The 11469-nt window shown below is 69.8% G+C and carries 10 protein-coding genes; 2 read left to right on the top strand and 8 right to left on the bottom strand.

Translation table 11 applies throughout. The features are described from left to right. Positions 1–4: 4 nt before the first annotated feature. Entirely contained in the window at positions 5–124 is a 120-nt protein-coding gene (locus tag AB0K07_RS11980; protein ID WP_013734295.1) for a SapB/AmfS family lanthipeptide, read from the bottom strand. Positions 125–130: 6 nt separating this feature from the next. After that, positions 131–2788, bottom strand: coding sequence for a class III lanthionine synthetase LanKC (lanKC, locus tag AB0K07_RS11975; RefSeq protein ID WP_363753742.1), 2658 nt, complete (start codon positions 2786–2788; stop codon positions 131–133). Between the two features lie 147 nt (positions 2789–2935). Here lanKC and AB0K07_RS11970 point away from each other — a divergent pair, with 147 nt between their 5' ends. After that, the gene (locus AB0K07_RS11970) at positions 2936–3646 is read left to right on the top strand and encodes a DNA alkylation repair protein (protein ID WP_363753739.1); all 711 of its coding nucleotides are present in this window, start codon (positions 2936–2938) and stop codon (positions 3644–3646) included. Positions 3647–3735: 89 nt separating this feature from the next. Here the strand turns inward: AB0K07_RS11970 and AB0K07_RS11965 are convergent, their stop codons facing one another. From AB0K07_RS11965 to AB0K07_RS11940, 6 genes are all read right to left on the bottom strand, one after another. Further along, positions 3736–4350 (bottom strand): dihydrofolate reductase family protein, encoded by a 615-nt coding sequence (locus AB0K07_RS11965; protein WP_363753736.1) that lies wholly within the window; start codon positions 4348–4350, stop codon positions 3736–3738. 121 nt (positions 4351–4471) lie between these two features. Next, positions 4472–5068: a DinB family protein gene (locus AB0K07_RS11960; RefSeq protein ID WP_363753734.1), complete on the bottom strand. Its 597-nt coding sequence runs from the start codon at positions 5066–5068 to the stop codon at positions 4472–4474. Between the two features lie 125 nt (positions 5069–5193). Then, on the bottom strand, positions 5194–7470 hold the full coding sequence (gene katG / locus AB0K07_RS11955; protein WP_363753731.1) for a catalase/peroxidase HPI: 2277 nt from the start codon (positions 7468–7470) through the stop codon (positions 5194–5196). A 23-nt stretch (positions 7471–7493) separates the two neighbouring features. Then, positions 7494–7922, bottom strand: coding sequence for a Fur family transcriptional regulator (locus tag AB0K07_RS11950; RefSeq protein ID WP_363753730.1), 429 nt, complete (start codon positions 7920–7922; stop codon positions 7494–7496). A gap of 201 nt (positions 7923–8123) precedes the next feature. Beyond that, a complete protein-coding gene (locus AB0K07_RS11945; RefSeq protein ID WP_363753727.1) occupies positions 8124–9644 on the bottom strand; it encodes a polysaccharide lyase family 1 protein in 1521 nt (506 codons plus the stop codon). A gap of 446 nt (positions 9645–10090) precedes the next feature. Further along, positions 10091–10468, bottom strand: a complete 378-nt coding sequence (locus AB0K07_RS11940) for a UBP-type zinc finger domain-containing protein (protein WP_363753725.1) — start codon at positions 10466–10468, stop codon at positions 10091–10093. A 278-nt stretch (positions 10469–10746) separates the two neighbouring features. On the opposite strand from AB0K07_RS11940, the gene AB0K07_RS11935 reads away from it, so the two are divergent. Next, positions 10747–11460 carry a hypothetical protein gene (locus AB0K07_RS11935; RefSeq protein ID WP_363753722.1) on the top strand — a complete coding sequence of 238 codons (714 nt, stop codon included), beginning with the start codon at positions 10747–10749 and terminating at the stop codon, positions 11458–11460. Positions 11461–11469: the final 9 nt, after the last annotated feature.

Below are 11469 nucleotides of genomic sequence, written 5' to 3'. Positions count from 1 at the left end.
GGGATCAGTTGCAGGTCGTGACGGAGAGCGAGCTGTCGCCGCAGAGCAGCAGGCTCGCCCGGCTACCACCACCCGTACGGTCGGCCGGAGCCATCTCCAGGCCCTGGAGGTCCAGAAGCGCCATGTCGTGTCACCTCCCTTCCATTCGTTCGTCGAGCAGGTCGCCCCCGCTGTCGCGAGGGAGTCTCTCCGCGCCCGGAAGGGGCGCGAGGAACGGCAGCACCGGCGGCTCGTCGTGCCGGGCGCAGGCCAGCGCGTACAGCACGCCGGCGGTGCCGGTGCCGAGGTCCATGGACAGTCGCAGCAACTGCTCACCGGGAAAGGCCGTGCCGTCCCGGTACGGCAGCGCGTGCCAGGACAGCCGATCCAGCTGCGCGCCGAGTTCCCGGCGGTCGGCGTCGTCCGTCGAGGCGGCGAGGTAGGCGATGATCCCGGCCCGGCCGGCGAAGAGCCCGGACTGCGCGTAGAACGGTGACCGTGCCGCGCGGCGGACCCCCGCGCTCGCCTCGGCGAACCGGTCGTCGGCGCGGTGGCGCAGGTACTGGTCGATGACCAGCCCGATGCCGACGCTGCCGTGCGCCAGGTACGGCATGGTCCGCCAGCCCTCGTTGACCTCCAGGGCGCCGTCCGGGCGCAGCACGCACCGGCGCAGGTCCTGACGCAGCGCCGTGGCGGCGTGCCCCAGCAGGTCCTCGTCGCCGGTCAGCTCGTAGAGCCGCAGCAACATCAGCGCCGGCCCCGTCCGGCCGCGCAGCAGCCCGGCGTACGGGTGGCGTCCGCCGCTGATGTCCGGGCCCGGGTCGTCGGCCAGCCGGTCGATCACCCGCTCGGCGGCCCGCCACGCGGCGTGGTGCAACGACGCCTCACCGGTACGCGCGGCCAGCTCGGCCAGGTTGAGGGCGATCCCGGACAGCCCGCTCGCCAGGCTGTGGTCGAGCCCGTCCACGGGCTCCCGCAGGCAGATGTCGAGCACGTCCAGCGCGTCCTGCCGGCGTCCGAGGTGTTCCAGGGCGTACGCCACACCGTGCAGCCCGTCGTAGAAGCCGCAGCGGGTGCCGGACGGGGGCGCGGTCGCCCGCCGCACCAGCCAGTCCTCGTGCTCGGGCCAGCGACCCGCGCCGCTCTTGGCGAGCGCGTACAGCACACCCGCGGCCCCGTGGGCGAGGTTGAGGCCGCCGCTGCGGAACTGTTCGATGTCACCGGGAAAGAGCCGGTCGTTCCGTTCGGGGGTGGCGCTGGCCACGATCGCCCTGGTCAATCCGTCCCGCAGCGCTGGCCAGTCGCCCGCGCCGAGGTCCCCGGAGGGGTTCGCGGGGGTGTCTGGACCGCCGGTGATCTCCTCGATCGCCGGGTCGAGGAAGGACCGCGGCACCGGGAAGTTCGCGGCGATGATGTCGGCCAGGTGAGCCACCTTCGCCGGGGCGAGCCGGACCAGCTGGGTCAGCGGCAGGAACAGCGCCAACCGCAGGCACGCCAGGGCGTACCTGTCGACCGACGGTCCGGTCCGGTCCCGCGGCGCCGCGAAGCCCTGGTTGCGCAGCCCGGGTCGACGGTGTCCGGCGATCGGGGCGGCGACCTCGAAGTCGACCAGGGCGACCCGGTCGTCCGGGCGGATCATGATGTTGAACAGGTGCAGGTCACCGTAGACCAGGCCGTGCTGGTGGATCGCCTCGATGAGGGACTCGACCTGCTCGTAGACGTGCCGGGCCCATCGGGCGTACGCCGCCCGGTCGTCGTCCGTCGCGTCGGCGTCGATGAGCGGGTACCGGTCGACCAGCACCTTGTTCAGCGGCCGACCCTCGATGAACTCGAGTGCGAGGAACCGGTGCTCGCCGAGGGCGAACTCGTCGTGCACGCGCGGCACCTGCGGCAGGTCGGCGAGTTGCCGCAGGGCCGCCGCCTCGCGTTCCAGTCGGGCTACGGCGTCGGTGCCGTCGGCGTCCAGGCCGGCGTGCGGCCGGGCCTCCTTCAGCACCACCTCGGTGTCGGTACGCAGGTCCCGTCCCACGTACAGCCCGCCACCATTCGAGAAGTGGATCACCCGCTCGATCCGGTACGGCACCTCGTTGGTGCTGGTCTCACTGCGGGCGGCCAGGTGCGGGCCGAGGAAGTCGGGCAGGCTGATCCAGGACGGTACGTGGAAGACCGGCTCGCGACGGTCCGGCACCAGCGCGCCGGAGTCGTCCTCGATCGCCGGCACCACCTGACCGTCCGGGGAATGGCAGTAGCGGGCGGCGAAGCCGCCGTAGCGCACGTACACCGGGCCGGCTCCGTAGCGGAGGTCACTGAGGATGTACGGCCCGGACTCCCCGACGAGCAGTTCGTCGAGCTCCTTGCAGGTCAGCTCCAGCTCCGCGTCGTCGCGGGGGTAGACCGTGATGAACTTGCCGCTGGCGGCCCGGGCGGCGTACTTGGAGTTGCGCAGCAGCAACGTCCGGGGCCCGCGCAGGAACTTGAAGGACAGGCCACGGGGAACGCAGTAGTCCCAGACCGCGTTCAGCACCCGCTCGGCGTTCGCCAGACCCGCCGACACGTGGATCTTCCAGCCCTGCTGCGGCAGCGAGCCGCCCTCGGGGCCGTAGATCAACCAGTCGTCGAGTGGCTCTCGGCGCCAGCCGGCCGGCACCGGCCGCTCGGCGGCAGCGAAGACGGGCTGCGCGACGGCGCTGCCGAGCGAGTCGTAGAACAGTCGATCCGCGGCGCAGTAACTGTCGTAGCGCTCGTCCACCGTCCCGCCTCCCGTCACCAGCTCGGCCGGCTGTTGTTCCGGCGCTGGATCGAGTCTCATTCACAGGACGTGACGGGCCACAGTGCGCTTAGTCACGAGGTTCGATGTGGGGCGCACAGGTACTCATGACAAAAGTCAGGCCCGCGCGGGAAGGGGGCGTCGGTCGCCGGCCGCTGGATCAGCCGGTCGCCGGTAGGTTGCTGAGTCATGGCCACGACCGTCGACGTCCGTGCCGAACTCGCCGGCCTCGCCGACCCACGTCGCGCGGAGGCATCGAGCCGGTTTCTGCAGATGATTCCCGGCGGGTACGGCGAGGGCGACCGGGCCATCGGCGTGTCCGTGCCGGAACAGCGCCGGGTGGCCGCCCGGTACTGGCGCGACCTGTCCCTGGCCGACACGGCGGAACTGCTGACCGGTGGCGTGCACGAGGAGCGGTTGACGTCGCTGTTCATCCTGGTCCGCAAGTTCACCAAGGCGGACGAGGAGGAACGGGCTCAGATCTTCCGCATCGTCCTGGCCAACACCGGCCGCATCAACAACTGGGACCTGGTGGACTCGTCCGCGCCGTACATCGTCGGCCCCTGGTTGATCGACAAGGACCGCAGCGTCCTGGATCGGTTGGCCGGGTCGAGCCTGGTGTGGGACCGGCGGATCGCCATCATGGCGACGTTCGCCTTCATCAGGGCCGGCGACTTCCACTGGACCTTCCGGCTCAGCGAGCGGCTCCTGCGCGACCCGCACGACCTGGTGCAGAAGGCGGTGGGCTGGATGCTGCGCGAGGTGGGCAACCGGGACAGAGCGGCGGAGGAGGAGTTTCTGGCCCGGCACTACCGGGTCATGCCGCGAGTCATGCTGCGGTACGCGATCGAGAAGTTCGAACCGCACCGGCGTCGGGAGTACCTGTCCGGTGTGGTGTAGATGATCGCGGTCACGCGCGGACAGCCCCGGCGCACCCCCGGGCTGTCCGCCTTGTCGACGCCCTCCCCCGCGAAGGCGACCAGGAGGCCCTAGCTCCCGGTGGGCACCTGGTCCTTGACCTCGTCGTAGCTGACCGTGCCGGGTGCCTCGGTCGGCGAGTAGATCACGCGGATCACGCCGGTCGGGAACGACTCCGTCGCCGTCACCTTCAGGTGGTACGGCGCGTCACCCTCGTCGAACAGCTTGCGGCCCTTGCGCGCCGCCACCGGATGCACCAGCAGGCGCAGCTCGTCGACCAGCCCCGCGGCGAGCAGTTGCTGCACCACGGAGATCGACCCGGGGATGAGGATTCCTCTGATGTCGGCATCGGCCTTGAGCGCGGTGACGGCGCTGATGAGGTCACCCTTGATCACCTCGGAGTTGCGCCAGGAGAACTCCAGCGGCTGGCGCGAGACGACCACCTTGCGCACGTCTCCGAGTTGCTTGGCGAACGACGCGTCGTCCCCACCCGCGGCCTCACGGTCGGGCCAGGCGCCGGCGAAGCTGTCGTAGGTCTCGCGGCCGATGAGCAGCACGTTGGCGGTGTCATAGTCCTCGCCGACGGCGCGACCCATGTTCTCGTCGAAGTACGGGAAGTGCCAATCGGGGTCGATCTCGGCCACACCGTCAGCGGAGATGAACAGCGTGGAGATGACCTTTGCCATCGGGTGATCCCTTCGGTGTCAGGTGGTGTCGCTAGGTGGACCGGCGCATCATCCCAAACTCATCGGCCAGCCACGGGGCCGTCCGGACGGCGTGTCCGGCGTTTCACGCCCGCGTCCGGCGCTACTCGCTCAGGAGCTGCTCGCGCAGGATGTCCGCGTGCCCGCAGTGCTGCGCCAACTCGCGCAGCACGTGGAGGTACACCCAGCGCAGCGGGAGCGGGCCGCGCCGGTTGCCGTGCAGCCTGTCGTCCAGCCCGAGGGATGACGTCGCGCGCCGTGACGCTTCGCATGCCTCGGCGTGCGCTCGCCGAACGGCGGCGATGGTGTCGTCGTCATCGAGGATGAACGACTCGTCCGGCGTCGCGGGGATGCCGATCTCGGCGCGCGGCCGGCAGGTGACGGCTTCGTCGAACCAGACCTTCTCGACGAAGGTCGCGTGCTTCACCAAGCCCAGCACCGTGGTCCGGGATGGCACCAACGACCGGCGCGCCTGCTCCTCGGTCAGCCCGTCCAGGCAGTCGTTGAGCGCGCGGCGGTGCTCGTCCAGAAACACCTCGAACTGGGCCTTGGCCGGCTGATCGATCACATCTTCGGCGAACGTCGCCGGGAGGGAGGACATCTGCGAAGCATCCCAAGATCCGTCACCCGGAGCAACCGAAAGGTGCGAGCCGGGCCGGAACGACGAGTCCGCCGCTCGACTGGGCGCGCTGCTCGACAACGCGCCAACCCTGACCCGAACGGCATAGACCGTCCACGCGCATCCACCGTGACGGTCGACGCGCCTTGCCGGCGAGCCCCGGCCGATCGCTGAGGATCGGCCGGGGCTCGGCGTTTGGAGCAGGGTCAGGCGACGTCGAACCGGTCGAGTTCCATGACCTTGGTCCAGGCCGCGACGAAGTCCGCCACGAACTTCTCGCGCGCGTCCTGGCTGGCGTAGACCTCGGCGAGGGCCCGCAGCTGGGAGTTGGAACCGAAGATGAGGTCGACCGCGGTGGCGGTCCACTTCACCTCGTCGGTGGCCAGATCCCGGATCTCGTACACGTGCTCGTCGGACTCCGACGCCTTCCACCGGGTGCCCGGGGAGAGCAGGTTGGCGAAGAAGTCGTTGGTGAGCACGCCGGGCCGGTCGGTGAGGACGCCGTGCTGCGTACCGCCGACGTTGTTGCCGAGGGAGCGCAGGCCGCCGATGAGGACGGTCATCTCGGGCGCGGTCAGGTTGAGCATGTAGGCACGGTCGACGAGCAGCACCTCCGGCTGGGTCTTCTCACCGGGACGCAGGTAGTTGCGGAACGCGTCGGCCCGCGGCTCGAGGACCCGGAACGACTCGACGTCGGTCTGCTCCTGGCTGGCGTCGGTGCGGCCCGGGCGGAACGGCACGGTCACCTCGACGCCGGCGTCGCGCGCGGCCTTCTCGACGGCGGCCGAGCCGGCCAGCACGATCAGGTCCGCGAGCGAGATCTTCGCGCCGCCGGCCTCGTTGAACTCCCGCTGGATGCCCTCGAGGGTCGCCAGGACCGTGGCGAGCTGCTCGGGCTGGTTGACCTCCCAGCTGCGCTGCGGCTCGAGACGGATCCGCGCGCCGTTGGCGCCACCGCGCTTGTCGGTGGAGCGGAAGCTCGCCGCGGAGGCCCAGGCGGTGGAGACCAGCTGGGCGGTCGTGAGGCCGGACTCCAGGACCTTCGCCTTGAGAGCGGCGACATCGGCGTCACCCACGAGCTCGTGGTCGACGGCCGGCACCGGGTCCTGCCACAGCTGGGGCTCCGCGACCCACGGCCCGAGGAAACGGTCGACCGGGCCCATGTCGCGGTGCAGCAGCTTGTACCAGGCCTTGGCGAACGCCAGCGCGAACTCGTCGGGGTTCTCCAGGAAGCGGCGCGAGATCTTCTCGTACGCCGGGTCGACCCGCAGCGCCAGGTCGGTGGTGAGCATGGTGGGCTTGTACTTCTTCGAGGCGTCGTACGGGTCCGGGATGATCTCCGGAGCGTCCTTGGCGACCCACTGCTTGGCACCACCGGGGCTGGTGGTGAGCTCCCACTCGAAGCCGAAGAGGATCTCGAAGAAGCGGTTGCTCCACTGCGTCGGCACGTCGGTCCACGTGACCTCGAGACCGCTGGTGATCGTGTCGGGGCCCTTGCCGCTGCCGTGGGTGTTCAGCCAGCCCAGGCCCTGCGCCTCCAGCGGGGCGCCCTCGGGCTCCGGGCCCACGTGGTCGTCGGCGACGGCGGCACCGTGGGTCTTGCCGAAGGTGTGGCCACCGGCGATGAGGGCGACGGTCTCCTCGTCGTTCATCGCCATCCGGGCGAAGGTCTCGCGGATGAAGTGCGCCGCCGCGGCCGGGTCCGCGTTGCCGCGGGGGCCCTCCGGGTTGACGTAGATCAGGCCCATCTCGGTCGAGCCGACGCCGGCCGCCATCTCCTTCTCGGAGGCGTAGCGCTCGTCGCCGAGCCAGGTGTCCTCCGGGCCCCAGAAGATCTCCTCGGGCTCCCAGACGTCCTCCCGGCCGAAGCCGAAGCCGAAGGTCTTGAAGCCCATCGACTCCAGGGCGACGTTGCCGGCGAGCACCAGCAGGTCGGCCCAGGAGATCTTCTGGCCGTACTTCTGCTTGACCGGCCACAGCAGCCGGCGGGCCTTGTCGAGGTTGGCGTTGTCCGGCCAGCTGTTGAGCGGGGCGAACCGCTGGCCACCGTCGCCGGCGCCGCCGCGACCATCCTCGATGCGGTAGGTGCCCGAGGCGTGCCAGCTCATCCGGATCATCAGGCCGCCGTAGTGGCCGAAGTCGGCCGGCCACCAGTCCTGCGAGGTGGTGAGGACGTTGACGATGTCCTGCTTGAGGGCCTCGACGTCGAGCTTGGCGAACTCCTTGGCGTAGCTGAAGTTCTCCCCCAGCGGGTTGCCCTTGGACGAGTGGGCGTGCAACACCGAGAGGTCGAGCTGGTTGGGCCACCAGTCCCGGTTGGTGCGCGGACGCCCCCCGGTCTTCGGGGTCGGCGAGTCGATCGCCGGGTTCTCGCTCTCGCTGCCGTGCGCGGTCACCGAGTCGTGCGCGACCGGGCAGCCGGCCGCCTCCTTCTTGTCCACGCCCTGGGCGCTGGAGGGGGCGTTGTCCTGGGTGTCGCTCATCTACATCCTTCCGAACTGACGGATCACTGGGAGGTGCGGTTGGTCGCACAGTCGGGGCAGGTGCCCCAGTAGACGACCTCCGCCTCGTCGACCACGAACCCGTGGTCGTCCGAGGCGGTGAGACAGGGAGCCTCGCCGACGGCGCAGTCGACGTCGGCGATCGCACCGCAGGAGCGGCACACGATGTGGTGGTGGTTGTCCGCCACCCGCGCTTCGTAGCGGGCGGTCGCACCGGCGGGCTGGATGCGCCGCACCAGACCGGCGTCGGTGAGCGCGCGCAGGACGTCGTACACCGCCTGGTGGGAGACCAGGGGAAGGTCGGTGCGTACCAGCCGGATCACCGTGTCGGTGTCGACGTGCGGGTGGTCGCGCAGCGCGGCGAGAACCGCCAGCCGGGGACGGGTCACGCGCAACGCGACCGCCCGCAGCTGAGCCTCGAAGTCGGACGCCACGTGCCGAACATAGTCCACTCTTCTGGAACAGTTCAAGTTTGGCTCGGTCTCAACCCGGTAGGAGTCCTCCGAAACGGCGAAACCCCGCGATATCAGACACGGTACCGCTCACCCACTGACGCCGTATCGGCAGGCCGAAGCCTGCCGTCACGCGAGTGGGGCGGGGCCGCAGTGTCTGCCGACCCCGCCCCGTGCCGGCTGCTAGCTGGCGTACGTCTCGAACTCGCCGACCCGTGGCGCACCGCTCGAACTGTTGATCTTGAAGGTGATCTTGCTCAGTGCGGTCGCGGAGAAGGTGATCGGACCCGCGCCGCCGCCGGAGGCCAGGACGGCCCCGGTGTCGTGGTTGATCAGCTGCCAGGACCCGATGGAACCCTGGGTTCCCGACGGCTCGCGGATGATCACTCGGGACAGCCGGATGGCGGAACCCCACTTGATCGAGACGGAGCCGGTCGATCCCGCCGGTGACCAGTAGGTGCTGATGCTGCCGTCCCGCACGTTGCCGTAGCTTGTCCCGTCGGCCTTGCTGGAGCCGTCGGCACCGGCGCCGAGGCTGAGATTCGTCCCGCTGGGCGGCGGGGTGGTCGGCGGGGGCGTGGTGGGCGGCGGAGTCTGCGGCGAGCAGCTACCGTTCGAGACCTTCAGACCCGTGTTGGTACCCGCCGTCTGACGGACGATGTCCGGCACGCAGCTCGCCCCGTCGAGGCTGTACGAATACGGGATGCTGACGGTGGTGTTGGACGTCGGGTTGGGGCCGGCGGGGTAGTTCTCGCTGCCGGCGCCGGACCAGGTCACGTTGTCGAAGGTGTTGCCGCTGACCTGCCAGTAGCCGCGTTCGTTGGTGTAGAACGTCCCCAGGACGTCCTTCGAGTTGCGGAAGTAGTTGTTCTCCACCTTGACCTTGGCCCCGGCCCGGGAGTTGATGCCGGACTCGTGGAGGCTCACGTAGTGGTTGTTGTAGATGTGGGCCGTGCCGCCGCGCAGCAGCGGCGTACGGGAGTCGATGTTCTCGTACAGGTTGTGGTGGTAGGTGATGAAGCCGTTCGAGAGGTCGCTCTCGCTGGAGCCGACGAGCCCACCGCGACCGGAGTTGCGCAGGATGCTGTAGGACAGGGTCACGTACTGGGTGTTGTCCTTCATGTCGAAGAGGCCGTCGTACCCCTCCGACTCCCCGCCCGAGGCCTCCAGGGTCACGTGATCGACCCAGACGTTGCGGACCGTGCTCTCCATGCCGATGGCGTCGCCACCGTTGGAGGTGGGCGAGCCCGACTTCTTGACGTTCCGGACGGTCACGTTCTGGACGATGATGTTGCTGGAGTCGCGGACGTGGATGCCGAGCTGGTCGAAGACCGCTCCGCTGCCCACCCCGATCATGGTGACGTTGCTGATCTGCTTGAGCTCGATCACGCCGTCCGCGGTGTTGCAGCTCGACCCCGACACCTTGCTGGTGTTGCCGTGGTTGATGGTCCCCGTGACCTCGATGATGATCGGGGTGCTGCTACTGGCGCGACCGCACAGCGCCGCGTGGATGGCGGTCCCCGTGGTGGCCCGTACCGTCTGCCCGCCCGCGCCGCCGGTGGTCCCGCCGTTCTGCGTGGCGTAGCCGGTGGCGCTGCCGACCGCCGCCGTCGCCCGGGGAGTCGGCAGCACCACCCCGATGGCGATCCCAACGGCCGCCGTGGCCAGTGTTGCCTGAAGTCGCAGTGCGACTGGTCGCCTCATCACGCCTCACCTTCGTAGTCGAATGAGATTTGTCGGCGCCGGGGACGGTCGTCGTGACCGCACTCCTGCCAGCCCAGGTGGTTTTCTGGCCATCAGGAATTGCCGACAGTCAATGCATCGGATCTTCTTGAATTCCCATCGCCCTGGTAGCAGTGGGGATGCCGTTGCGCAGACGGCACGCTGCCACCGGGGATGCTCGATGCTCGCGGGCCCGGCTCAGGAATGAGACATCGACGTGACGCAATCGTAGGAAAGCGTTTTCCCTGAAGGCAAGAGTTAGCGTTTGCAGGTTGTTTGCAGTTTCCGAACGAGAGTCGGCGTACGGTCCCGCAAATCGGGGTGCCGGCGGCGCGGACACGCACAGCGTGGCCCGACCCGGATCAGGGCGGGGTCAGACCACGAGACGCGCAGACGCCCGGACGCGTCGAGCGGGGCTGCCGGTCGCGTCAGTGCAGCCGGTTCTTCCAGTCCTCCGGTACGCGGCCCCGGGGGCCGGGGGCAGGCTGGTCGAGAGGGTGCGAGTGCGGTGCGGCCAGCTCCGGCCCGTCGGAGTAGAACTGGTCGGTGGAGTAGTCCCAGAACCACGACTCACCCGGCTCGAAGCTCTGGATGACCGTGTGACCCGTCGCGGTCGCGTGAGCGGTCGCGTGCTGGCTCGGCGAGGAGTCGCAGCAGCCGACGTGGCCGCAGGTCGCGCAGCGGCGTAGGTGGAACCACCACCCGCTGGAGGATTCGCACTCCACGCACCCCGGGCCGCTGGGTGGTAGGGCAGGGTGGATCGCCGCCGTCACGTCCTGCGGATCCAGCCTCGTCCGGTCACTCACGTCGCATTCCCTTGCGGCTCACGGCCTCCGACGGTCGGGGCCGATCCGTACTCATCCCGCCCGGTCGCCCCGTCTGGCCGCTGACCAGCTGGTCGCGGGCCACGCCGCGGCGCGACCACTCGACGAGCTTACCGACGGTCGACGGCCTGCGGTCGAAGATGTGCCGCGCACCGCCATATCGAGGTCAGAGATCGCCCATCGACCCCGTCACCATACGAGGGAGGTCCGAGGCACTAGCATTGCCGCGGTCCGGGACGGCTCTGCTGAAACGAGGCGAAATGCGTTGGCTCCAGCGGTTGCTGAGCGGCAGGCGGGTCCAGCTCGATCCGGGACGGCAGCAGGCGCTGCTACGGGACGTCCAGTACCGGTACGGCGCCCACGCGCAGATCCGGTTTCCCGAGCAGGTCGAGGCGGTCACCGGGATGCTGAACGACGACGACGGCCTGGTGGTGGCCGCCCGGATCGTGAGCCAGGTCGCCGACGAGGCCTACGCGGACCTGCAGGCCCAGGCCCACGAGATACACCGGCGGACGGGCCGGCGGCTCCTGGTGCACCGCCGGAACTACCGGCCGCTGTGGAAGGAAGCCGGCCCGTACCTGCGGTGGCCGCTGTTCGCGTTGCCGTCCGGGTTCCACCCGTACGCGCAGGTGGCCGCCGCCGTCGCGGTGGTCGGCAGCCGGGCGTCCCGGCTCCAGCGGGTGACCGACCCTTCCCCGCTCCTGACCCGCATGTTCGAGGTTCTCGACCTCACCACGGCCGGCTGGGAGTACGGCCGGGTGCGGGTGGACACCGACGCCGCCGCCCTGGTCGATCGACTGATCTCGAGCGCCGCGCAGATCCTCGCGGCGATGGATGACCCACCCCGGCTGCCACCGCCGGTCCGTGAGCTGATGCGCCGCAACAACACCCTCGACCTGCACGATCCGAGCGGCCCGCGGGCGGTGGGTGGGATCAATCTGGGCGCGACGATGCGGGAACGCCTCCTGGTCTGAGACCGGGTC

The organism is Micromonospora sp. NPDC049301, assembly GCF_040678715.1.
GTDB lineage: Bacteria > Actinomycetota > Actinomycetes > Mycobacteriales > Micromonosporaceae > Micromonospora.
The sequence above is the reverse complement of the archived record's forward strand: the minus strand, read 5'-3'. Positions and strand labels throughout refer to the sequence as shown.